Source organism: Arcobacter thermotolerans (genome assembly GCF_983172305.1).
On sequence record NZ_CFAFZJ010000007.1, the window covers coordinates 54447 to 79126 of the forward strand.

Consider the following 24680-nt stretch of genomic DNA (forward strand, 5'->3'; position numbering starts at 1 on the left):
ATGCAAAAAGTAGTTGATTTTATAAAAGAAACTTTTAAAACGCAAGAGTTTATTCCATTACACGAACCACGATTTATTGGAAATGAAAAGAAGTATTTAAATGATTGTATTGATTCTACATTTGTATCAAGTGTTGGAAAATATGTAGATAGTTTTGAAAAAGAGTTTGCAAAAACTGTAGGAAGTAAATATGCAATAGCAACTGTAAATGGTACAGCTGCATTACATATATCGCTTATTTTAGCAGATGTAAAAAAAGATGATGAAGTCATTACTCAACCACTTACTTTCATAGCTACTTGCAATGCTATTTCGTATATTGGAGCAAAACCAATTTTTGTAGATGTGGATTTAGATACTATGGGTTTAAGTCTTGATTCTTTAAAAAACTTTTTGGAAACAAATTGTGAAGTAGTAGAAAATATTTGCATAAATAAAACTACAAATAGACAAATCAAAGCTTGTGTTCCTATGCACACTTTTGGACATCCTTGTAGAATTGAAGAGATAAAAGATATTTGTGATATTTGGAATATTACTTTAGTAGAAGATGCAGCTGAAAGTTTAGGATCTTTTTATAAAAACAGACATACAGGAACTTTTGGAAAAATTGGAGCTTTTTCTTTTAATGGAAATAAAATCATAACTTCAGGTGGTGGAGGAGTTATTGTTACAGATGATGAAATATTAGCTAAAAGAGCAAAACATATCACGACAACTGCAAAAATTCCTCATCCTTATGAGTATGTACATGATGAAACCGCGTATAATTATAGACTTCCAAATATAAATGCAGCTTTGCTTGTGGCTCAACTTGAGCAGTTAGAAAAATTTTTAGTTTCAAAAAGAGAGTTAGCAAAAATATATAAAGAGTTTTTTTTGCAAAATAGTATAAAGTTTATAGAAGAGCCAGAAAATAGTAAATCAAACTATTGGCTTCAAGCAGTTTTATTGGAAAATGTAAAACAAAGAGATGATTTTTTAGAGTTTACAAATAAAAATGGCGTAATGACAAGACCTATTTGGAAACTTATGAATGAACTTGAGATGTTTAAAGATTGCCAAAAAACAGATTTAAAAAATGCAAAATATCTTGAAGAGAGAGTTGTAAATATTCCTAGTAGCGTAAGAGTTTGATATGAAAAATAAAATCATAGTTCAAGAGCAGATAATTACAATAATAGAAGATGATTATATTTCACTTACAGATATGGTTAGAAATATTGAAAATGGCTTAGTTCTTATAGAAAAATGGTTAAGAAATAAAAATACTATAGAGTTTTTAGGTATTTGGGAAGAGATTTATAATACAAATTTTAATTCCCCCGAATTCGATGGAAATAAAACTTTTGCTTTTAGTAAATTAAATATATATTTAGTTAAATTCTTAGGAAAGTTAAAATGAAAGAAATATATATTATTGGAACAAGTGGTTTTGCTAGTGAAGTGACAGAGTATATTTTAGATAATGGTGATTACAATATTAAAGGTTACTTTGATATTAGTGAAATAGAATATAAAAAATATCAATATAAAGCACCTTTTTTAGGAAATGAAATAAATTTTAATTTCACTTCAAATGATAATGTAGTTATTGCTATTGCAGATTATAAGCTTAGAAATAAAATATATTTAGAACTTAAAAACAAGGGAGTAAATTTTCCAAATATTTTTCATAAAAGCTCATTTGTTTCAAAATCATCTCAAATAGATGAGGGGTCTGTTCTTTGTCCATTTGTCACTATAACTTCAAATGTAATTATAGGAAAAAACTTTCAAGCAAATATTTATAGCTATGTAGCGCATGATTGTGTTATAGGAAATAATGTAACATTTGCACCATCTGTAAAGTGCAATGGAAATGTAATAATAGAAGATGATGTTTATATAGGCACAGGTGTGATAATACACCAAGGTAAAACAAATAAACCTTTAAAAATAGAAAAAGGTGCTGTAATAGCTGCTGGAGCTGTTGTTACTAAAAGTGTACCATCAAATACTACAGTATTTGGAAATCCTGCTATTGAATTAACAAAAGAAAATATTAAAAGGAGATATTAAAATGAGTAATTCATTAGTTTTTAATAAGATACCTTTAGAAGAGATAGAGATTGGAATGAATGTTAGTTATTCTCAAACTATTACTGATGCTGATATAAAAGCTTTTTCTGGGATTTCTGGAGATAGAAATCCCGTTCATTTGGATGAGCAATATGCAGAAAAATCAAGATATAAAAAACGAATAGCACATGGATTAATGACTGCTTCATATTTTTCAGCTCTTTTTGGTACAAAGATACCTGGTGAAGGTTGCGTTTATGTTTCTCAATCTCTAAATTTTAAAAGACCAGTTTATATAGGAGATACAGTTGTTGCAACAGTTGAAGTTATAAGTGTTGATTTAGCTAAGAAAAGAGTTTTTTTTAGAACTACATGTAAAGTCAAAAATAAAGTTGTCACTGATGGTGAAGCTGAATTATTCGTACCATAAGGAATAAAAGGAATAAAATGAAAAAAGTATTCATAATAGCAGAAGCAGGTGTTAATCATAATGGAAGTATTGAATTAGCTAAAAAGTTAATAGATGTAGCTGTTGAAGCAAAAGTAGATGCTGTAAAATTTCAAACTTTTAAAACAGAACTTTGCATATCAAAAGACGCTAAAAAAGCAGATTATCAGGTTGAAAATACAAAAAATGCAACAGAAACACAATTTGAAATGGTAAAAAAATTAGAGCTTAGTGAAGATATGCACTATGAACTTTTATCTTACTGTAAAAGTAAAAATATTATGTTTTTATCAACTCCATTTGACCATGATAGCATTGAACTTTTAAATGATTTAGGTCTTGAAATATTTAAAATACCAAGTGGAGAGATTACAAATTTACCATATCTTAGACATATTGGAAGATTAGATAAAAAAGTAATACTTTCAACTGGAATGGCAAGTATTGGTGAGATTGAAGATGCTTTGAATATATTAATAAATGCTGGAACAAAAAAAGAGAATATCACAGTTTTACATGCAAATACAGAATACCCAACTCCTATGGAAGATGTAAATTTAAAAGCAATGGTAACAATAGGAAATACCTTTGATATAGCTTTTGGATATAGTGACCATACTTTGGGAATAGAAGTTGATATAGCTGCTGTTGCTTTGGGTGCCTCTTGTATAGAAAAGCATTTTACACTTGATTGTACTATGGAAGGACCAGACCATAAAGCTTCTTTAGAACCAGACGAACTAAAAGCTATGGTAAAAGCTATTCGAAATATAGAATTAGCTTTAGGAAGTAGTGTCAAAAAACCATCAAATAGTGAGTTAAAAAATAAATCAATAGCTAGAAAATCTATAGTTGCAAAATGTGATATTAAAAAAGGTGAGATTTTATGCGAAAATAATCTTGCGATAAAAAGACCAGGAAATGGAATAAGTCCTATGAGATGGGATGAAATTGTTGGAAGTGTTGCACTCAAAGACTACAAAGAAGATGAGTTGATATGAAAGAATTAATAGACAATAAAATTTTAGTAGAAGACCTAAAAACTATTATATTAGCTACAAAAGAGCAAGTAGCTATTAGTGTAAATTCATCTTTAACTCTACTTTATTGGAATATTGGTAAAAAAATAGAAGAAGACATACTTAAAAACTCAAGAGCCAATTATGGAGAACAAATTGTGCATTCAGTGAGTACACAATTAACTCAAGAGTTTGGAAGAGGTTATTCTAAGAGAAATGTTATAAATATGATTAGATTTTATAAAATTTTTAATGATGAAAAGATAGTGCATTCGCTGAGTACACAATTAACTTGGACTCATTTAAAAACTTTAATTTATATAGAAGATGAGCTAAAAAGAACATTTTATATAGAAATGACAAAACTTGATAAATGGAGTACAAGAACACTAAATGATAGAATAGATTCAATGCTTTATGAACGAACAGTATTATCAAAAAAACCAGATGAATTAATATCTTATGAAATAGAAAAATTAAAAGAAGGTGTTGTAACTCCAAATATTATTTTAAAAGACCCATATATTTTAGATTTTTTAGAGTTAAACGATAGGTATTTAGAAAAAGATTTAGAAGATGCGATTTTAAGAGATATTGAAAATTTTATATTAGAACTTGGAAATGGCTTTAGTTTTATAGCACGACAAAAAAGAGTTCAAATAGGAAATGATGATTTTTATATAGATTTACTTTTTTATAATCGTAAACTAAAAAGATTGATAGCTATTGATTTAAAACTTGGTAAATTTAAAGCAGAGTACAAAGGACAAATGGAACTTTATTTGAAATATTTGGAAAAACATGAAAAAGAAGATGATGAAAACAGACCTTTAGGAATAATACTTTGTAGTGATAAAAATGAAGAACAAATAGAGCTGCTAGAACTAGGAGAAAGCGATATTCATATAGCAAAATATCTTACAGTTTTACCTCCAAAAGATAAGTTTGAAAAACGACTTCATAGAGCAATAGAAAATGCAAAGCAAAAGTACAAAATAAAAAATTATAAAGAAGACGAGTTGATATGAAAAGAAAAGTTTGTGTAGTAACAGGAACAAGAGCTGAATATGGGCTTCTTTATTGGCTTCTTAAAGAAATTGAAGCAGATAAAGAACTTCAACTTCAACTTATAGTTACAGGAATGCATCTAAGCCCTGAATTTGGTTTAACTTATAAGGAAATAGAAAAAGAGTTTAGTGTGAATAAAAAAATTGAGATGCTTTTATCTTCTGATACTTCGGTAGGTATTTCAAAATCAATGGGATTAGCACAAATAAGTTTTGCGGAAAGCTATGATGAACTAAAACCAGATATTGTAGTGGTTTTAGGCGATAGATATGAGATATTTAGTGCAACAAGTGCAGCTATGATAGCAAGAATTCCTATTGCTCATATTCATGGTGGAGAAAAAACTGAGGGTGCGTTTGATGAATCAATAAGACATAGTATTACAAAAATGAGTCATCTTCACTTTACTGCTACAGAAGAGTATAAAAATAGAGTAATTCAGCTAGGTGAAGATCCTTCTAGAGTTTTTAATGTTGGTGGTATGGGAATAGAAAATATAAAAAAAATAGAACTTTTAAATAAAAAAGAGTTTGAAAAATCAATAGAGTTTAAACTAAATTATAAAAATATCTTAGTTACTTTTCATCCTGTAACTTTAGAAAATAGCACAGCAAAAGAACAATTTAAAGAGTTGCTAGATGCAATAGATGAACTAGAAGATACAAATATAATTTTTACAAAAGCAAATAGCGATACAGATGGAAGAGTTATAAATCAAATGATTGATGAGTATGTAATTAAAAATTCTCATAAATCTATAGGATTCACATCTTTGGGACAATTAAGATATTTAAGTGCTTTACAATATGTTGATGCAGTTGTAGGAAATAGCTCAAGTGGTTTAGCGGAAGCACCAAGTTTTAAAATAGGAACTATAAATATTGGAGATAGACAAAAAGGAAGAATTAAAGCCTCTAGCGTGATTGATTGTGAACCAAATAAAGACTCTATTTTAAAATCTTTTGAAAAACTTTATTCAAAAGAGTTTCAGGAAAGCCTAAAAGATACAATAAATCCATATGGTGATGGATGTGCAAGTAAAAGAATAGTTGAAATTTTAAAAAGTGTAGATTTAAAAAATATACTTAAAAAATCTTTTTATGATTTGAAGGAAATATCATGAAAAACATTGATAGTAATACTTTTGCTACTTTTCTAAAAGAGATAAAAACAAAAATATATAGTGCAAAATCAAAAGCGATATTATCTGCAAATAGATTGATGATAGAGCTTTATTTTGAGATAGGAAAAGAAATAGTTATCAAGCAAGAAGCTTTGGATTGGGGTAAATCTATAGTTGAAAAAATGTCTCAAGATTTAAAAGATGAATTTGGTGAAAAAAGTGGATATTCAAGTTCAAACCTTTGGAGAATGAGAAACTTTTACTTGGCATATAAAGACAATTCAAAACTCGCACAGTCTGTGCGAGAAATTTCTTGGGGACAAAATATTATTATATTTGAAAAAATAAAAGATGATATTGAAAAAGAATATTATATAAATAACACTATTGAAAATGGCTGGAATCGTAATGTCCTAATGCACCATATCAAAACAAATCTTTTTGAACGAGACAAATTAGAAAATAAATCTAATAACTTTGAATTATCACTTCCATCTGAACTTTCAGAGTTAGCCCAAGACATAGTAAAAAGTGAATACAATTTAGAATTTTTAGAGGTTGCAAAAGATACTTACGAAAGACAAGTAGAAAACAAACTTGTTGAGAATATAAAAAACTTTTTACTAGAGCTTGGATACGGTTTTAGTTTTGTTGGCAATCAGTACAAACTAGAGTTAGGTGAAAATGAGTATTTTATTGACCTTTTGTTTTTTCATCGTAAGCTTAATGCCTTAGTAGCTGTAGAACTAAAAGTAGGAAAATTTAAACCAGAATATGCAGGTAAAATGAATTTTTATCTCAATATACTTAACGATAAAGTAAAAATGCAACATGAAAACCCTTCTATAGGAATAATTTTATGTACAGATAAAGATGGATTAGAAGTAGAATATGCTCTCCAAAATCTTGAACAACCTATGGGCGTATCTACTTATACTATAAGAGAAACATTGCCAAAAGAGTTTGAAAATATATTACCAAGTAAAGAAGAACTCAAGGAGAAGATTAAATAAAATGAAAAACATAGAAAATATAAAATTAACAACAAATTCAACTATAAAAGAGGCATTACAAATAATTAACCAAGGTGCTATACAAATAGCACTAGTGGTAGATGAAAATGATAGATTAGTAGGAACTCTTACAGATGGAGATATAAGAAGGGGACTTCTAAAAAATTATACTTTAGATGATACTATAAATGATTTATATTTTAAAAATCCTATTACCTCTTTAAATACTGAGACAAAAGATAAAATAATACAAAAAGCTATAAAAAATCAGATTTATCAAATTCCAATTGTAGATGAAAATAATATTTTAGTTGATATAGTAAATTTAGCAACTTTACTTAAAACTACAAATAAACGAAATAGAGTGATTTTAATGGCTGGAGGACTCGGAACAAGATTAAGACCTCTTACAGAAGATACTCCAAAGCCTATGTTAAAAGTTGGGAATAAGCCTATTTTAGAAACAATTATTAAAAATTTTGCAAGTCACGGGTTTATAAATATTACAATTAGTTTAAACTACAAAGGTGATATTATAAAAGATTATTTCAAAGATGGAAGTGATTTTGGAGTAAATATAGATTATATTGAAGAAAATAATAGATTGGGAACAGCTGGAGCCTTGAGTCTTCTAAAAGATAAACCAAACGAGCCTTTTTTTGTAATGAATGGAGATCTATTAACAGATGTAAATTTTTCAAATTTATTAGATTTTCACTCTTTCGCAAATGCGAATGCTACAATGTGTGTAAGAGAGTATGAGTATCAAATACCATATGGAGTAGTACAGACAGAAGATGATAATATTATAGCAATAGAAGAAAAACCTATAAAAAAATTCTTTGTAAATGCAGGAATTTATGTTTTATCTTCAAATATTTTTGAGCTTATTCCAAAAAATGAGTTCTTTGATATGCCAACTCTTTTTAATATATTAGTGGAAAAAGAGAGAAAAGTTTTATCTTTTCCTATTCATGAATATTGGTTAGATATTGGTAGGATGAGTGATTTTGAACAAGCTCAAAATGAATATTTTAGGATATTCAATGAAAAATAGATTTTTGGCAATAATTCCAGCAAGAGGTGGAAGCAAGAGACTTCCTCAAAAAAATATATTGGATTTATGTGGTAAACCTTTAATATCTTGGAGTATTGAAGCTGCATTAAAAAGTAAATATATTTCTAAAGTAGTTGTAAGCAGTGATGATGAAGAGATTTTAAATATTTCATCAAATTTTGGAGCAGATATAATAAAAAGACCATATGAATTAGCAAATGATACAGCAACAACCTTTGATGCTGTAAAACATACTATTGATAATTTTGAAAATTATGATTATATAGTTTTACTTCAACCTACAAGCCCACTTCGAAATGAAAAACATATAGATGAAGCAATAGAACTTTTAGAAGAAAAACAAGCAGATGCAATAGTAAGTGTTTGTGAAATGGATCATAGTCCACTTTGGAGTAATACTTTGCCAAAAGATGGAAATATGAGAGGTTTTCTAAGAGAAGAAATTTTAAATAAACGAAGTCAAGATTTAGAAAAATATTATAGATTAAATGGCGCTATTTATATTTGTAAAACATATAAATTACTTAAAAATAAAACATTCTTTTTAAAAGATAATATTTTTTCATATAAAATGGATAAAAAATATTCAATAGATATAGATGAAGATATTGATTTTAAACTAGCTGAAATTTTAATTAAAGAGAGAATAGGAATATAAAAATGACAAAAGAACAAATAGAGTTACAAAATGCACTTACAACTACATTTTTAGCAAATCTTGCTTTCTTAAGTGAATATGATAATGAACTCTATCATAGAGTAGATGAGTTATCAAGAATGATAGAAAGAGGAGAATATAAAGAGAAATATGCACTAGAATTTAATATGAATGATGGTGACTTTGATATTTATGATATTTTAAATGATAAATATTTGTACAATAAAAATCCAAAAAAATTTAATAGTGAATTACTAAGAAAATCTGAACAATATGAAGGAAATTATATATTGGATTTAGCAGAACATTTTTCTCCTATTCATAAAGGTGTACCTATTATTGATAAAACAAATAGATTTGAGTTTGAAAATATGACTCAGTTTAATACTTTAAGTGTAAATAATGCTTGGGAGTATCTAAATGCTATTGGAGACTATATTGATAACAAGAAAAAAAGATTAAAAAATATAAAAAAATTTATTTTTTTAGGGACGCTTTTAGGAAGGCATATACCAAAAATTGCAAAAAATATAGATGCAAATATGTATTTAGTTTTAGAAAGAAATTTAGAAATATTTAGATTGTCTCTTTTTACTGTTGATTATACAATTCTTGCAAAAAAACATGTAACCTTTTCTATTATGGATAATGTATTTGATACGGAAACTAAAATTAGTAGGTTTTTTAAAATGAATTATTTAGAGAATTATCTAATTAAATTCTCAACAACAACGATTAATATAGAAGAGTATATAGATAATATTTTAAATAGTTTACATATATTAAATCCTGTTGCTTATGACTATAATAGAATGCTTTATGTTCATTTTAATAGAGCAACAAAATATATTAAAGATGGATATAAATTTTTGCTTTTTAATAAAACAAAAAAGAGTTTAAATTTATTAAAAAATATTCCTGTCTTATATATTGCAGCAGGACCATCATTAGATGATAATATAGATTGGATAAAGAAAAATCATAATAATTTTTTTATAGTAACTATTGGAGCCGCTTATAAAAAGCTTTTAGCAAATGATATACATATTGATATTATATCTACGTTAGATCAAGATTTTAAAGCTTTAAATGAAAAACAATTTGATGATGAAAGTGTGGAAAAAATTTCTAAAAATACTATTATCTTTGCTTCAAATATGACAAATGAAAATATACTAAAAAAATTTAATAAAGATAATCTATTTTTATACGAAGTTTTTAGTAAACTTCATAAGGATAATATAGTTTTTCAAGGTTTTAGTGTTGGAGAAATAACTCTTAATATTTTATTAGATTTAAATATAAAAGAGCTTTATTTAATAGGACTTGATTTAGCACTAAATCAAGAAACTGGTGAAAGCCATTCAAAAGATTCAAATTCTGCTACAACTAAACTAAATTTAAATGAAAAAATAAATAGAGATACCTATAGTGCAAGAGAAAGTTTAATTAAGGTAAAAGGTAATTATAGAGAGTATGTATATACAACCCCAATGTTTTTTAGTTCAATAAAAAGCCTTGAAGAAAAAGTAAAAATAAAATCTAAAGATGTAGTAATTTACAACTTATCTACAAATGGGGCATTTTTTAATGGAGTAATTCCAGTAAAACAAGAAGATATCAACCTTAATGAATTAAAAAAGGTAGAGTTTGGATATGATGAGCTTATAAAAAAATTAAAATACTACTCTTTAACAGGAATCTCATCAAAATCAAAAGAAATTATTAATAAAGAGATAGGGTTTATTGAAAAAAATATTATAGAAATTATAGATAAAATAAAGAAAACTAAATATAAAAACTTTGAAGAACTTCTTGTAGATGAATATTCAATATTAACTACATTGGATATTAATAATTGCGACCTTTTATACCAAATTTTAGTAAATTATTTCCAAATTAGTGCACCGTATTTATTGTATCACTTTAATGATATAAAAATAAAAGATGAAAGTAAAAAGGTTAAGAAAATACAAGAGATATCTATAAGACAAATTACGGATATTATTGAAGATTATCTTTTATGTTTAAAAAGAGTTATTTAATAAGATTACTTTAATTAATTAAAGTAATCTTAAAATATTTTATAAAGTTGCTTTTTTATTGAAGTAGTCTAAGAACATTTTGAGAAACTGCATTTGATTGACTAATAGCATATGATCCAGCTTGAGAAATTATATTTAGCTTATTAAAGTTTGCACTCTCTTCCGCATAATCAACATCTCTTAAAACTGATTCCGCATTTTTAATATTTGTAGATTGAGTCATAAGGTTTCTAACTGCACTTTCAACTTGGTTTTGAGTAGAACCTATATCTCCTCTATATCCATTTAATACAGTTATAGCTCTATCTACAGCCTTTTGACCAGCTGAAGCAAAAGATCTTGTAAATGCATTAGTAGTACCGGCAGTAGCACCAGCAGAAAGCGCAGCACCATTAGAAACATGACCTTTTAGTGAAACAAGACTAAATCCAGTTATATTTGCTTGAATAGTTGCTGTTGAAATCAAATCTGCTGTGCTTTCACCAATTTGAAAAGATAGGGCAGATTTAGCAGCTCCATTTGTAGCACTTTCTTGAAGTAAAGCAGTACCATTGTAGTTAGTTTGTTTTGCAATATTATTTAATTGGTCAAGTAATTTAGTAACATCTTTTGCAATAGCAGTTCTACCAGCTTGAGATGTAGTATCTGTATTTGCTTGGATTAGTTTTGCTTTTACAGTATCAAGAATCTTTGACTGCTCAGCCATAGATTTATCAGCAATTTGAAGTAAAGCAATAGCTGAGTTACCGTTTGATATACCTTGGTTTATAGATGTAACTTGTGTTCTAAGTTTATCGGCAATTGCAAGACCAGAAGCATCATCGCTAGCTTTATTGATTTTTAAACCTGTACTTAGTTTTTCTAAAGAACTAGCTATACTTCTATTTGTATTTGTTGCCGCTTCTTGAGCAGTTAAAGAAGATATATTCGTGTTAATTTTCATAAGTTTGTCCTTAGTTTTGATTTATTTCACAGTGTAAATAAAACTTAATGACATAATTATTGCAAACTAATTCATAAAATTAGTTTAAATAAAAATTAAAAATAAGAAAAGTGGAGAAAAATCTCCACTTTTTAATAAAAGAGAACTAAAACTACTTAACTATTGAAGTAATCTAAGAACATTTTGTTGAGTTGCATTTGATTGGCTAATCGCATACGACCCAGCTTGAGATATGATATTTAATTTATTAAAGTTTGCACTCTCTTCAGCATAATCAACATCTCTAATAATAGACTCAGCTGCTTTGATATTTGTAGATTGAGTCATTAAGTTTCTAACTGCTGATTCAACTTGGTTTTGAGTAGAACCTATATCTCCTCTATAACCATTTAATACAGTTATAGCTCTATCAACAGCTTTTTGACCAGCAGAAGCAAAAGATCTTGTAAATGCACCAGTTGCTGATTTCGTAGCACCAGCAGAAAGTTTAGCACCAGCAGAAACTTGAGTTTTTAAAGAAGTTAAACTATAACCAGCAACATTAGCTTTAATTGATTTTGTTTTTATCATATCAGCTGTACTTTCACCAATTTGGAAAGATAGTCCAGTTTGAGAGTTTTTAGATGAAGCAGCAGTACCCACACCTTTTTGTAATAATGCAGTACCATTATAGTTAGTTTGATTTGCAATATTATTTAATTGATCAAGCAGTTTTGTAACATCTTTTGCAATAGCAGTTCTACCAGCTTGAGATGTAGTATCTGTATTTGCTTGAATTAATTTAGATTTAATAGTATCTAGAATTTTTGATTGCTCAGCCATAGATTTATCAGCAATTTGAAGTAATGCAATAGCTGAGTTACCATTTGATATACCTTGGTTTATAGAAGTAACCTGAGTTCTAAGTTTATCTGCAATAGCAAGACCAGAAGCATCATCGCTAGCTTTATTGATTTTTAGACCTGTACTTAGTTTTTCTAAAGAACTAGCTATACTTTTATTAGTTATTTGTGATGCTTCTTGAGCACCAAGTGAAGATACGTTTGTATTAATTCTCATAATAAATCCTTTGTGAATTTGTAAAATATTTTATGAATATTTAAAAAATATCCAAGCCTAAAAACATTCTAGTTTTACCTAGCATAGATTGTAAAATCTCTTTTACTCTCTTCGGATTGAATTCAACCCTAAATTTATAAACGAAGTATTATATAACTTTTCTTAAATTTAGTTTAAATTATTTGAGATTTTTAATATTTTCAAAACAAAATACTACTTTAATAAACTTCTTTTCTGTGGGCTATTCTAATCAAAGTTATAAGTAAAATATTATTTTCTTTTAAATATATAATCCTATAATCTCCAGCTCTTTTTCTAAACTTGCCTTTATATTTTCCCTTTAAAGCTTTGTCGTTTGTGAAGTTTCCAATTTTTAACTCTTCTATTTTTTTTAAAATGAGTATGTTTTTCTCCTTTGGAAAATTTCTCATATCTTTTTCAATATCTTTTGGAATTATTAGCTTAAACATTTGAGTCTAATCCTAAATTTTTTGCTAGTTCTTCAAGAGTTATAAGTTCAGATTTTCCATTTTTTATATCATCTATTCTTTTGTCACTTATCATTTCATCTAAAGTATCAAAATAGCTACTTATAGCCTTTTCTATCAGATAGGTTCTAGTTCTATCTAGTTCATTTGCACAATTATCAAGTTCTTTTAAAAGTGCTTCATCTATTCTTATATTTATTGCTTTTTTCATTTTGTAAACCTTTGTATATATATGTAGATACATTTTGCTACAAAATATATAAAAAGTTACTTAAAATTTAATCTTTTTCAAAATAACTCCACTTTCAATATGTTCTGTAAAAGCAAACTGGTCAAATAGGGCAAATCTTACTATTTTGTGTGTTTTTGTTAATTCTTCTAAATCTCTATGTAAAGTTTGTGGGTTACACGAAATATATATGATATTTTCAAAGTTTTTAGCTAAATTTCTAGTTGTATCATCTAATCCACTTCTTGGAGGATCCATAAAAATAGTTTCAAAATCATAACTATCTAAATCTATATTTTTAAGTCGATTAAAATCTCTAACTTTATTTAAAGCCTCAACAAACTCTTCTGAGCTCATTCTTATAAAATCTATATTTTCAATATTATTTAAAGCACAATTTCTCAAAGCTGATTTTATCGATGTTTTTGAAATCTCTGTTGCTAAAACTTTATTAAACTTTTTTGAAAGAGGAATTGTAAAGTTTCCACCACCACAATAAAGTTCGCATAAATCTTTATTTGACTTTTCTATATTATTTAAAACCCACTCAATCATTTTTATATTTACAGAAGTATTTGGTTGAGTAAAACCATTCTCTTCATAGGCAAATTTGAACTCTTTGCTATTTATATTTAAGCTCTCATTTATAAAATCGCTACTTAAAACTATTTTTTGTTTTCTGCTTCTTCCTATTATTTTTATATTTAATTTTTGCTCAATTTGTTTTGCTAAATTTATCCACTCATCTTCAAGTTTTTTATGATAAATCAAAGTTACAAGCATATCAGAAGTTGAACTAACCAAAAACTCAATAGCAAAAAGCCTAAAAGATAAAATCATAGATTTTTCAAGCTCAGTTAAGAGTTTTGGCATAAGATTTTTTATATCTTCGTTTACTATCTCACATGAATCGATTTTTAGAATCTCTTTATTAAAATCGTTCATAGCGTAAGTTAAAATATCTTTGTTGTTCTGCTCATCTTTTTCCCACCAAACTCTAAATTCAGCTCTATTTCTAAATTTTTTTGGAGTACTTTTTATAATATCAAAATCGCAAGTTGTAAGATTTGAAAATCTATTTTTTTCTCTTTGGATTTTGTAGTTTAGTTGTTCATCATAATTTTTATCATAAAGTGTACAAGAAGCACAAGAGCCAAAATATTTACAGTTCATAAGATTTTATCCTTTTTTTAAAGTTTGTATTATATGGAAATATTGGTAAAAGTAGATATAATTTAGGAATTTTAAAAAAGGAGACTTTATGAACTCATTTGTAATAAATATAAAAGATGAAAGTTTAAAAGATAAAGTTTTATGGCTTTTAGAACATTTTAAAAATGATGGATTAGAGATAGTTTCTAAAGAGGATTTAGATGATTTAAAACTTTTAAAAGCTTCAAGAGAAGATGAAACAATAGATTTTGAAGAGTATTTAAAAAATGAAAATTGTAATTAGAAGTAGCGCTATAAAAGATTTAAAATCTATTAGCGAACCTTTTAAAACAAAAATTGAGAAAAAAATATTAGAGCTTAAAAAATTTCCAAATCTTACAAATATTAAAAAATTAACAAATTTTGAACCAGCATATAGATATAGAATTGGAGATTATAGAGTTCTTTTTGATATTGAAGATGATAATTTAATAATTGGTAGAGTTTTACACAGAAAAGAGAGTTATTTATAATATGAAAGAAAATTGGCAAGAACAACTAAAAGATTTATTAAATTGTGATTTAAAAACACTATATCCACTAGCAAGAAGTATGAATCGAAAATTAGAATTTTATGTTGGCCCAACAAATAGTGGAAAAACATATAATGCTATGAAAAAGTTAAAAGAGGCAAATAGTGGATTATATCTTGCACCTTTAAGGCTTTTGGCACTTGAAGGGTATGAGGATTTAAAAGAGTCAAATATTGATGCCTCATTAATCACAGGTGAAGAGCAGATTTTAAATGAAGAAGCAGCTCATATTTGCTCAACTATTGAGATGTTGGATTTTGACCTTGAAGTTGATGTTGCCATTATCGATGAGGTTCAAATGCTTGAAGATATTGATAGAGGTTGGGCTTGGGTAAACGCTATTATTGGAGTTCCTGCAAAAAAAGTTATTATGACTGGAAGTGTAAATGCTCTTGAAGCTGTAAAAAAGATAGTTCAATATTTAGATGAAGAGTTAGAAGTTGTAAGACATAAAAGAAAAAATCCTTTATTGGTTTTGCAAAAGTGGACACCACTTGAAAAACTTGAAAATGGAACAGCTTTAATAGCTTTTTCAAGAGCCGAAGTTTTAAAACTTAAACAAAAACTGCAAAAAAAATATTCCGTATCTGTAATTTATGGAAATCTTTCACCTGAAGTAAGACGAGATGAAGCCAGAAGATTTAGAGATGGGCAAACTCAAATTTTAATTGCAACAGATGCTATAAGTATGGGGTTAAATCTTCCAATTAAAACAATACTTTTTACAACTGATACAAAATTTGATGGTATTTCAAAAAGAAAAATAAGTGTAAATGAGATAGTTCAAATAGCAGGTCGTGCTGGAAGATTTGGACTTTTTGAAGCTGGATATTTAGGAGCTACACGAAGAGATGTTTTAGAATATATCAAAGATGAGTTTGAAGCACCAATAAAAACTATAAAACCCCCATTTAAAGTAAAGATAAACAACTCTCAACTAGAAAATCTTTCAATGCATTTAAAGACAAAATCACTTACAAAAGTTTTAAACTTTTTTGCTTTAAATATGAAATTTGCTGGTCCTTTTGAAGCTGCAAATCTGTCAAGTATGCTTGAAGCTTCAAGAATTGTTGATAGCAAAGATGGTTTGAGTTTAGAAGAGAAATATCTTTTGGCACAAGCTCCAATTACTACAAAATCAACTATTATAGTTCAGGCATTTAACTCATATATTGCAAGTGTGATTAAAAAAAGACCAAATCACTATAAACCATCAATTACTTTACCAAAAAAAGCAATTACACAAAAAGATTTGCTTTTGGTTGAAGATGAGGTAAAAAAAATATCTTTATATCTTTGGCTTTCGTATAAGTTGCCTGATTTATTTCCTGACCATGATAAGGCTTTTATTTTGAGAGAATCTTTTAATAGATTTATTGAGAAATCTTTAAAAGGTGTTTTGATAGATGAAAAAAGAGATGAAAAACCTTTTTATAAAGATAGAGGAAAAGAAGATAGAAAAAATAATTTTTATTCTAGAAGAAGAAAAAGAGTTTAATATATTTTTTGATAGAATATATGCATAGTTAAGATGAATGTAAAGATGAATATTTAGAATAAGGAAAGTATGGTGCTAGGTTTTTTTAGGGCCGATGAAAATGCATTTTTAAAAGAGTTGATGTCTTCAAATATCAATATTGATAAACTCAAAAAATATATTGCAAACGGTGTAAATATAAATGGAGTAGATGAAAAGGGAAGAAATTATCTTTTTTTCTTTGCTTCTAAAAAAAATTTTATTGCAATGAGAGTTTTGATAAGCCTTGGTATAGATATGTACAAAGAGGATAAGCTTGGTAAAACAGTACTAAGTGAGGCTTGTGAAAAATATGATTTTATGATGATAAAATTTTTACTAGACAATGGTTTTGATGGAAATAGAAAAAACTCTTCTGGTAGAACAGTATTACAAGATACCGTACTTTTAGGAAATGATAAAGTTTTTCAAATACTTTTAAACTACAATTTGGATTTTGATATAAAAGACAATAATGGAAGAAATGTAGTTTTTGATGCCATAGAAAATGGGAATTTTGAGACTTTGAAAAAAGTTATTGACAATGTAAAAGATATAAATGCAGTAGATAAAAATGGACAAACAGCACTTTTTGAAGCTGTTTTAAAAGATGATTTAAGACTCGCTTTGGCTTTGATAAATATAGGAATAAATCTAAATATTTTAGATAAAAATGGTCAAAATGTTTTATATAACACGATTTTGCAAGGTTTTAAAAATGAGATACTTCTAAAGCATTTAGCAAAAAGAGGAATAAATCTTAATGTAATTGATAATAGAGATAAATCTATTTTAGATGAAATTTTTTACATAATGGTTTTACAAAAATATGACAAAGATATTGAAGATAAAAGATATATGCTTATAAATCCAAAAGATGATTACTTATCTTTGGCTCTTCAAATTGTTGAGCTAGGATTTAAAGTTGATACTTTAGATAAATATGGAAAAACTGCTTTACAAAAAGAGTTAGAGAGAAAAAATTTTGTAAATGCAGAGTTTTTATTAAATTGTGGGGCTAGTTTAAATATTTTTGATGAACACCATAGAAGTTTGTTTCATATAGAGGTTTTAAAGGGTTATTCAAACAATAAAATAATAGATTTTTTAATCCAAAAAGGTGCAAACTTAAATCAAAGAGATAAATATTTTAGAACAATTATAGACAATCTTATAGAACTTATTTTAATCTCAAAAGGTGAAAAACCAAGAAATCCAAGTTTAGATGAATATATACAAGAAGATGGTGGATTTGATATTTTATTAAAAAAATTATTAGTTTATGAAGCTGATATAAGTTATACAAGAGTCGATGGAAAGAATATAGTTTTTGATTTAGTTCCTTATGATAGTTTCGATATTCTTGATATTTTGGTTGAGCATAAAGTAGATTTAAATCATAGAGATTTTGATGGAAATACTCCTTTAATGTATATGGTTGATGAGGGTTTAAGAATAGAAGATAGAACTTTGAAAGCATATTTTATAAAAAGGTTACAAAATTTTCTAAAATATAGAATAAATATGGATATCCAAGATAAAGATGGAAGAACAGTTATTCATAAAGCTGTAATAGCAGATGATTTGCTTGTGGTTGAAAAATTAATGATAAAAAAAGCAAATCTTGATATAAAAGATAATCACGGAAGAACTGCTCTTCATCACACTCAATGGAAAGGAAACTATGAGATAGCAAGATGGTTGATTTTAGCAGGTGCAAATATGAATGAACCTGATAATAGTGGCTTTAATATATTAAATTATGCCGCAATTTTAGGACATACTAGACTTGTAATAACTCTTATCTCTTCTGGAGTTTTGATGTACAATAACAATCCAAAAAATAAAAAAGTAGCTGAATTTTTCAAAAGTAAAGAGAAGATACTTGATAAATTAGTTGCAGCAGAAGATATTAGTGATAGTAAGATGAAAAATGCTCTTATTGAAGTTGTTACAAACTTTAAAAAAGAGATAAATGAAGCTTTACTTAAAAAATAATAAGGAATTTTTTTGAATCAAAAATCTATAATAATCCTTGCAGCAGGTCAAGGAACAAGAATGAAATCAGATACACCAAAAGTTTTACATAAAATTTCTGGAAAACCAATGCTTTACTACTCTATAAAAGAGGCTTTAAAATTGAGTGATGATATAACGGTTGTTTTATATCATCAGTTTGAAAAAGTTAAAACTGAAATTGAAAAATATTTTTCAAATATAAATTTTATAATTCAAGATCATAAAAACTACCCTGGAACTGGTGGGGCTGTTATGGGAATTACTCCAAAATATGAGAAAGTTCTAGTTTTAAATGGTGATATGCCTTTAATTCAAGCAAGTGAGTTAGAAAAATTTGATATTCCAAATGCAACAATTGTAATGTCAGTTTTGAAGCTACAAAGTGCAGATGGTTATGGAAGAGTAATAATTGAAAATGGAGATGTTAAAAAGATAGTTGAGCAAAAAGATGCAACAGAGAATGAACTGAAAATCACAACAGCAAATGCAGGGATTTATCAGTTTTGTTCAAAGTTCTTACTTGAAAACTTACCAAAACTAAATAACAATAATGCACAAAAAGAGTACTACATAACAGATTTAGTAGAAATGGCTATAAATCAAGGAAAAGTGTTAAAACCTTTGATTGTAAATGAAGAGAATTTTAAAGGTGTAAATTCAAAAGTAGAACTTGCAGATGCTGAAGTAATTCATCAAAATAGAATTAAAAAAGAGTTTATGAAAGCTGGAGTAATTCTTCGATTACCTGATACTATTTATATAGAAGAGGGAGTTACTATTGAAGGTGAAAGTATCATTGAAAATGGTGTAAGCCTTCTTGGAAACTCAAAAATTATAAACTCACATATAAAAACAAATAGTGTAGTTGAAGATTCAATCATAAAAGATAGTGATGTTGGACCAATGGCAAGAATACGACCAGATAGTGAACTGAATAAGACACATATTGGAAACTTTGTAGAGACAAAAAAAGCTAAATTAAATGGTGTAAAAGCAGGTCATCTATCATATCTTGGAGATTGTGTTATAGATGAGGGGACAAATATTGGTTGTGGAACAATAACTTGTAATTATGATGGGGTAAATAAACATCAAACAATTATTGGAAAAAATGTTTTTGTTGGAAGTGATACACAATTTGTTGCACCTGTAAAGATAGAAGATGATGTTTTAATAGCAGCTGGTTCAACAGTTACTGGTGATGTTAAAAAAGGTGAATTGTATTTGACACGAGCAAAAGCAAAAACTATTGATGGTTATTTTTATAGACACTTTGAAAGTAAGAAAAAATCGTGATTTTAAAAGATAAAAATATACTTTTAGCAGTAACTGGCTCAATTGCAATATATAAAAGCTTAGAGCTAATAAGACTTTTTATAAAAGCTGGTGCAAATGTAAAAGTAATTTTAAGTGATGGTGCAAAAAAATTTATAAATCCAATAACATTTGAAGCAATTTCTCAAAACAGAGTTTTAGATGAGAGTAGTGAAAGCTGGGATAAAAGTCAAAACTATAATCACATAGATATAACAAAATGGGCTGATATTTTACTAATTGCTCCAGCAACTGCAAATACTATAAATAAAATATCTTGTGGTATTGCTGATAATTTACTACTTCAAACAGTGCTTGCTTGTAAAAAGAAAATTATTATTGCACCTGCTGCAAATACAAATATGATTGAAAATCCTATTACTACTGAAAGTATAAATAACTTAAAAAATTTAGGATTTGAAGTTTTAAAAACTCAAACAAAAGAGTTAGCTTGTAAAGATGTTGGAAATGGTGCAATGCTTGAGCCAATAGATATTTTTCATAAAACTTGCAAAGAACTTTTAAAAACTTTATATTGGAAAAATAGAAGAGCTGTTTTAAGTGGTGGTGGAACATTAGAGAAAATTGATGATGTAAGATATATCTCAAATTTTTCAAGTGGGAAAATGGCATCAAGTTTAGCAACAGCTCTTTACTATTTGGGTGCAGATGTCACTTTAGTATCAAGCAGAGGTTTTGAAAATATACCTTATGAGATAGATTTGAGAGTTTCAACTAGTGGACAACAGATGTTTGAAAATTTGAAATTAGCTTTAGATAAAAAATTAGATAAAAAGAGTTTCTTATTTATGGTAGCAGCAGTTAGTGATTATATTCCAAAAGAAAAATTTGATGGGAAATTAAAAAAAGAGAAACTTGGAGAAACTTGGAGTTTAGAGCTTAGTAAAAATATTGATATATTGGCAAATTTAGATAAAAAAGATATTTTTTCTATTGGTTTTAAAGCAGAGATGGATAAAAAAGAGGCAAAATCAAATGCGCAAAATATGCTAAAAAATAAAAATCTTGATGCAGTTTGCCTAAATATTTTAGATGAAGCTAATAGTTTTGGAAGTGATACAAACAAAATAGAGCTTATTTTAAAAGATAAAAGTTTTGATTTTTATGGAAATAAACTAAATATCTCTTTAGAAATTTTAAATAGATTTGAAAAAGAGTTTACAAATGAGTAGTTCAAATCCCCCATCTCATATTGCAATAATAATGGATGGAAATGGAAGATGGGCAAAACAAAGAGATCTTAAAAGAACGGCTGGTCATGAGGAAGGTGCTAGGGTTGTTCGAAATATTACAAAACATTGTGCAAAATTGGGGGTTAAATACCTTACTTTATACGCTTTTTCTACTGAAAACTGGACAAGACCAAAACTCGAAGTTGAATATCTTATGAAACTTTTAGAAAAATATTTAAAAAATGAGCTGGAAACATTTATGCAAAATAGTATTAGGTTTAAAGCTATTGGTGATTTAAGTAAGTTTTCAAAGAGTTTACAAAAAACTATAAAAGATATTGAAGAAAAAACATCAAAAAACTTAGGACTTACTCAAGTTTTAGCACTTAATTATGGTTCAAAAGATGAGATAATTAGAGCTATAAAAAAATTAAATGAGAAAAATCTTGAAATAAATGAAAAAAACTTTGAATCATGTCTTGATACAGCAGAATTTGGAGATGTTGATTTGCTCATACGAACAAGTGGAGAGATTAGACTTTCAAACTATTTATTGTGGCAAAATGCATATGCAGAGATGTTTTTTACACAAACACTCTGGCCAGATTTTAGTGTTAAAGAGCTAGATGATATAATAGAAGATTTTAATAAAAGGCAAAGAAGATTTGGTGGAGTTTAGTATTTTTCAAAATGTTCTCTTTACACTATTTTTGATAAATTTAGTGGTTTTATCATTGTATGATTTTAAATATAAAGCTGTTCCTGATTATCTTCTGTTATTTGCATTTTTTTCATCTTTTTTTATTACAAAGCTTGATATTTTTGAAGCATTGCAAAGTGCATTTATAATTTCTGGAGCTTTTGTAATATTAAATTTTTTGGTTACTTTTTATATACAAAATATAAAATCAAGATTTTTAAAAGATGAGAGTTTAAAGACTCAAACAGCACTAGGAGAGGGAGATATTCCTTTGATTGCATCTTTTGGTGTTATTTTAGGAGTTTATAATACATTTATTGCAATATTTTTAAGTGCAATTGTAGCTATGTTTTATGCAATCTATTTAAAAAATAGAAAAAATGAAATTGAAATACCTTTTATTCCATTTCTAGTTTTTGGTTTTTTATTGGAGTATTTTTTTAATTTATCAAATATTTTTAAGGATTTTTATTGAGATTAAGTAACTATTTACACTCACAATTAGCTATTAGCTTTTTTCCTATATTTTTAGGACTTTTTTTTATAACCTCTGTTGTTTTTTTGGTTAAAATTGCAAGCCTTACATCTGTGATAACAATGACATCTTTTGAGCTTTTAAAGCTTTATATCTATTCAATTCCACAAGTTATATTTTATACATTACCAATATCTTTTTTTATATCATTAACAATTTGTTTGTCAAAGTTATCAAGTGAATATGAGATGGTTGTTATTACATCTTATGGTTTAAACCCACTAAATATAATTAAAATTTTCTTGCCTTTAACAACTATATTAACTATTTTTTTACTCGTAATATCTTTAGGTCTTATTCCTAAAACAAAATATTTAACAAAAACTTTCTCTGAAATTAAGAAAAAAGAGGCAAATTTTAATATAAAAGAGAGTGAGTTTGGACAAAAATTTGGTGATTGGTTAATTTATATAAATGGAAAAGATAAAAATGTTTATCAAGAAGTTACACTTTTTAAGAGTGAAAAGAGTTCAGAAAACTTTATAGTAAGTGATCAAGCTGTACTTGAAAATGAAAAAGGTAATTTAAGTTTTAAATTGATAAATGGAAAAGTTTTTGCAATCGATGACAAAGAGCTTAATCAGATTGATTACAAAGAGATGTATATAAATGATTCTGTTTCAAATGTTGATGTAGTAAATTTTGATACATCTTATAACTTTTGGAAAGATAATTTGAAAAAGAATAGAGATATTGATGATTTTTCATTTTTCATTTTATCATCTATTTTTCCTTTAATATCTCTATTTTTAGTTATAGTTTTTGGTTATTTTAATCCAAGATATGAAAAAAATAGAGCTGTTGCATACTCTGTTTTAGCAGTTGTTATCTATTTTATATTGATTAAATATATTGGAGAGAGATTATTTTTACACTCTTTGTATATAATTCCAACTATTTGGATAATTGCAAGTTATATTTTATATTCTAAAACTATTAAAAAAGAGTATTAAATTTGAATTTAAAGTTTGAAATTGCTTATGATGGAAGCTCTTTTTTTGGAAGTCAAAAGCAACCAAATAAAAACACAGTTGAAGATGAACTTTTAAAAGCTTTTAAAAATATAAATATTGATACAAAGATAGTTTTAAGTGGAAGAACAGATAGAGATGTTCACGCTACTGGTCAAGTTTTTAACTCTTTTATTCCAGATTACTGGGAAGATTTAGAAAAACTAAAAGAGATTTTAAATAATAAACTTTCAAAAGCAATTAAAATAAAAAAAATATCAGAAGTTAATGATAATTTTCATGCAAGATTTAGTGCAAAAAAGAGAGTTTATAGATATATAATAACTTCAAAAACAACAACTCCTTTTAATGATAAATTTGTAACTTATATAAAAAATATAGATGAAGAACTTTTAAAAAGTGCCATAAAAGAGTTTATTGGAGTTTATGATTTTAAATATTTTCATAAAACAGGAAGTGAAAAAGAGAATACAAAAAGAGAGATTTTTGATACAAAATTCTATAAATATAAAGATATTTATGTTTTTAAATTTTGTGCAAACTCTTATTTAAGAACTCAAATACGACTTATGGTAGGATTTTTAATAGCAATTAATGATAAAAAGTTAACAATAGAAGATTTAAAAAGACAGTTAAATTGTGAAAAAAATATATTTAAAATACCAATTGCACCAAATGGTTTATATCTAGCTAGGATTTTTTATAAATGAGAAAATTGATTTTTTTAACTATATTAAGCTCTCTATTTTTTACAAATAGCTTTGCATATCAATTTGCACTAAATTCAAAAGATAAAAATTTAATAAATAACTCAAAACAAAAAAGTGCTATTTTAAAAAGATTAGAAAAATATAGTGAATTTAAAAATGAGACAAAAAATCTTGATATTAATAAAAAATTAGGGAAAGTCAATTTTTTTATAAATAAAACTTTACCTGAATTTGATAGTCAAAGTGTTGGAATAGATGATTATTGGATGACACCAAAAGAGTTTTTTATTAAAGGGTTTGGAGATTGCGAAGATTATGCAATAGCAAAATATTTTACACTTTTGGAACTTGGAGTAAAAAAAGAGAGTCTGTATTTAGCTGTTGTAAATGTGAAAGCTAGTGCTGGAACACATATGGTTTTATTATATGTTGAAAATAAAAACTCATCTCCACTAGTTTTAGATAATCTTAGTTTTAGAGTTCTTCCTTTTTCAAAAAGAGATGATTTAACTCCTGTTGTAGCTTTCAATGAGTTAAATGCATATGAATTTACAAAAGATAAATTTACACAACTTGTAACTATTGATTGGCAAAATAACAATAAATGGGATAGAGTATTAAATAGAGTTTATAAATTAAATGAGTGAAAATATCTATATTTATAATTTGTAGAATAAATACTTGACAAACATTGACTCAATAAGATATAATTCTTTAGCAGTTTATATGATAGAGTGCTAAAGTT

The 24680-nt window shown here is 26.8% G+C and carries 27 protein-coding genes; 22 read left to right on the top strand and 5 right to left on the bottom strand.

The features are described 5' to 3' along the window. The 11 genes from AC5LG6_RS06885 to AC5LG6_RS06935 are packed head-to-tail and all read left to right on the top strand — an operon-like array spanning window position 1 to window position 10513. The gene (locus tag AC5LG6_RS06885) at window positions 1-1137 is read left to right on the top strand and encodes a LegC family aminotransferase (protein WP_498586065.1); all 1137 of its coding nucleotides are present in this window, start codon (window positions 1-3) and stop codon (window positions 1135-1137) included. Window position 1138: 1 nt separating this feature from the next. Continuing rightward, complete coding sequence (locus AC5LG6_RS06890) at window positions 1139-1405, top strand: KilA-N domain-containing protein (protein WP_434250244.1); 267 nt, start codon at window positions 1139-1141, stop codon at window positions 1403-1405. Further along, window positions 1402-2061: an acetyltransferase gene (locus AC5LG6_RS06895; protein WP_434250245.1), complete on the top strand. Its 660-nt coding sequence runs from the start codon at window positions 1402-1404 to the stop codon at window positions 2059-2061. Before AC5LG6_RS06890 ends, AC5LG6_RS06895 begins: the two co-directional genes overlap by 4 nt. A 1-nt stretch (window position 2062) precedes the next feature. After that, a complete protein-coding gene (locus tag AC5LG6_RS06900; RefSeq protein WP_434250246.1) occupies window positions 2063-2491 on the top strand; it encodes a MaoC family dehydratase in 429 nt (142 codons plus the stop codon). A gap of 17 nt (window positions 2492-2508) precedes the next feature. Further along, window positions 2509-3510, top strand: coding sequence for an N-acetylneuraminate synthase (gene neuB, locus AC5LG6_RS06905; protein ID WP_498586066.1), 1002 nt, complete (start codon window positions 2509-2511; stop codon window positions 3508-3510). Then, window positions 3507-4556, top strand: coding sequence for a PDDEXK nuclease domain-containing protein (locus AC5LG6_RS06910; RefSeq protein ID WP_109158234.1), 1050 nt, complete (start codon window positions 3507-3509; stop codon window positions 4554-4556). Before neuB ends, AC5LG6_RS06910 begins: the two co-directional genes overlap by 4 nt. Beyond that, the gene (neuC, locus tag AC5LG6_RS06915; RefSeq protein ID WP_498586067.1) at window positions 4553-5719 is read left to right on the top strand and encodes a UDP-N-acetylglucosamine 2-epimerase; all 1167 of its coding nucleotides are present in this window, start codon (window positions 4553-4555) and stop codon (window positions 5717-5719) included. Before AC5LG6_RS06910 ends, neuC begins: the two co-directional genes overlap by 4 nt. Continuing rightward, entirely contained in the window at window positions 5716-6732 is a 1017-nt protein-coding gene (locus AC5LG6_RS06920) for a PDDEXK nuclease domain-containing protein (RefSeq protein ID WP_498586068.1), read from the top strand. The genes neuC and AC5LG6_RS06920 overlap by 4 nt, the downstream gene beginning before the upstream one ends. A gap of 1 nt (window position 6733) precedes the next feature. Then, on the top strand, window positions 6734-7789 hold the full coding sequence (locus tag AC5LG6_RS06925; protein ID WP_498586069.1) for a nucleotidyltransferase family protein: 1056 nt from the start codon (window positions 6734-6736) through the stop codon (window positions 7787-7789). Continuing rightward, window positions 7779-8468 carry an acylneuraminate cytidylyltransferase family protein gene (locus AC5LG6_RS06930; protein ID WP_498586070.1) on the top strand — a complete coding sequence of 230 codons (690 nt, stop codon included), beginning with the start codon at window positions 7779-7781 and terminating at the stop codon, window positions 8466-8468. Before AC5LG6_RS06925 ends, AC5LG6_RS06930 begins: the two co-directional genes overlap by 11 nt. Before the next feature lie 2 nt (window positions 8469-8470). Continuing rightward, window positions 8471-10513, top strand: a complete 2043-nt coding sequence (locus tag AC5LG6_RS06935; RefSeq protein WP_498586071.1) for a motility associated factor glycosyltransferase family protein — start codon at window positions 8471-8473, stop codon at window positions 10511-10513. Between the two features lie 55 nt (window positions 10514-10568). On the opposite strand, the gene AC5LG6_RS06940 is transcribed toward AC5LG6_RS06935, so the two are convergent. The 5 genes from AC5LG6_RS06940 to trmA all read right to left on the bottom strand — a co-directional run bounded on the left by AC5LG6_RS06940 (window position 10569) and on the right by trmA (window position 14405). Further along, the gene (locus AC5LG6_RS06940; RefSeq protein ID WP_498586072.1) at window positions 10569-11456 is read right to left on the bottom strand and encodes a flagellin N-terminal helical domain-containing protein; all 888 of its coding nucleotides are present in this window, start codon (window positions 11454-11456) and stop codon (window positions 10569-10571) included. A 159-nt stretch (window positions 11457-11615) separates the two neighbouring features. Beyond that, window positions 11616-12515 (bottom strand): flagellin N-terminal helical domain-containing protein, encoded by a 900-nt coding sequence (locus AC5LG6_RS06945; RefSeq protein ID WP_498586073.1) that lies wholly within the window; start codon window positions 12513-12515, stop codon window positions 11616-11618. Between the two features lie 218 nt (window positions 12516-12733). Next, a complete protein-coding gene (locus AC5LG6_RS06950; RefSeq protein ID WP_260889259.1) occupies window positions 12734-12985 on the bottom strand; it encodes a type II toxin-antitoxin system RelE family toxin in 252 nt (83 codons plus the stop codon). Further along, window positions 12978-13214, bottom strand: a complete 237-nt coding sequence (locus AC5LG6_RS06955; protein WP_081560926.1) for a ribbon-helix-helix protein, CopG family — start codon at window positions 13212-13214, stop codon at window positions 12978-12980. Before AC5LG6_RS06955 ends, AC5LG6_RS06950 begins: the two co-directional genes overlap by 8 nt. A 60-nt stretch (window positions 13215-13274) precedes the next feature. After that, entirely contained in the window at window positions 13275-14405 is a 1131-nt protein-coding gene (gene trmA / locus AC5LG6_RS06960) for a tRNA (uridine(54)-C5)-methyltransferase TrmA (RefSeq protein ID WP_498586074.1), read from the bottom strand. 88 nt (window positions 14406-14493) lie between these two features. Here trmA and AC5LG6_RS06965 point away from each other — a divergent pair, with 88 nt between their 5' ends. The 11 genes from AC5LG6_RS06965 to AC5LG6_RS07015 all read left to right on the top strand — a co-directional run bounded on the left by AC5LG6_RS06965 (window position 14494) and on the right by AC5LG6_RS07015 (window position 24582). After that, the gene (locus tag AC5LG6_RS06965) at window positions 14494-14688 is read left to right on the top strand and encodes a hypothetical protein (protein ID WP_081560924.1); all 195 of its coding nucleotides are present in this window, start codon (window positions 14494-14496) and stop codon (window positions 14686-14688) included. Continuing rightward, window positions 14672-14917, top strand: a complete 246-nt coding sequence (locus AC5LG6_RS06970) for a type II toxin-antitoxin system RelE family toxin (protein WP_066221451.1) — start codon at window positions 14672-14674, stop codon at window positions 14915-14917. The genes AC5LG6_RS06965 and AC5LG6_RS06970 overlap by 17 nt, the downstream gene beginning before the upstream one ends. Window position 14918: 1 nt before the next feature. Beyond that, window positions 14919-16475, top strand: a complete 1557-nt coding sequence (locus AC5LG6_RS06975) for a helicase-related protein (RefSeq protein ID WP_498586075.1) — start codon at window positions 14919-14921, stop codon at window positions 16473-16475. Between the two features lie 72 nt (window positions 16476-16547). Continuing rightward, window positions 16548-18491: an ankyrin repeat domain-containing protein gene (locus AC5LG6_RS06980; protein WP_498586076.1), complete on the top strand. Its 1944-nt coding sequence runs from the start codon at window positions 16548-16550 to the stop codon at window positions 18489-18491. Between the two features lie 12 nt (window positions 18492-18503). Further along, window positions 18504-19808, top strand: a complete 1305-nt coding sequence (gene glmU / locus AC5LG6_RS06985) for a bifunctional UDP-N-acetylglucosamine diphosphorylase/glucosamine-1-phosphate N-acetyltransferase GlmU (protein WP_498586077.1) — start codon at window positions 18504-18506, stop codon at window positions 19806-19808. Further along, the gene (gene coaBC, locus AC5LG6_RS06990; RefSeq protein ID WP_498586078.1) at window positions 19805-21019 is read left to right on the top strand and encodes a bifunctional phosphopantothenoylcysteine decarboxylase/phosphopantothenate--cysteine ligase CoaBC; all 1215 of its coding nucleotides are present in this window, start codon (window positions 19805-19807) and stop codon (window positions 21017-21019) included. Before glmU ends, coaBC begins: the two co-directional genes overlap by 4 nt. Continuing rightward, entirely contained in the window at window positions 21012-21698 is a 687-nt protein-coding gene (locus AC5LG6_RS06995; protein ID WP_260925308.1) for a di-trans,poly-cis-decaprenylcistransferase, read from the top strand. Before coaBC ends, AC5LG6_RS06995 begins: the two co-directional genes overlap by 8 nt. A gap of 31 nt (window positions 21699-21729) precedes the next feature. Then, on the top strand, window positions 21730-22194 hold the full coding sequence (locus AC5LG6_RS07000) for a prepilin peptidase (protein WP_272899959.1): 465 nt from the start codon (window positions 21730-21732) through the stop codon (window positions 22192-22194). Further along, the gene (locus AC5LG6_RS07005; protein WP_498586079.1) at window positions 22191-23207 is read left to right on the top strand and encodes an LptF/LptG family permease; all 1017 of its coding nucleotides are present in this window, start codon (window positions 22191-22193) and stop codon (window positions 23205-23207) included. The genes AC5LG6_RS07000 and AC5LG6_RS07005 overlap by 4 nt, the downstream gene beginning before the upstream one ends. A 2-nt stretch (window positions 23208-23209) precedes the next feature. Beyond that, on the top strand, window positions 23210-23935 hold the full coding sequence (gene truA / locus AC5LG6_RS07010) for a tRNA pseudouridine(38-40) synthase TruA (RefSeq protein ID WP_498586080.1): 726 nt from the start codon (window positions 23210-23212) through the stop codon (window positions 23933-23935). Beyond that, window positions 23932-24582, top strand: coding sequence for a transglutaminase-like cysteine peptidase (locus tag AC5LG6_RS07015; RefSeq protein ID WP_260931494.1), 651 nt, complete (start codon window positions 23932-23934; stop codon window positions 24580-24582). The genes truA and AC5LG6_RS07015 overlap by 4 nt, the downstream gene beginning before the upstream one ends. Window positions 24583-24680 lie beyond the last annotated feature (98 nt).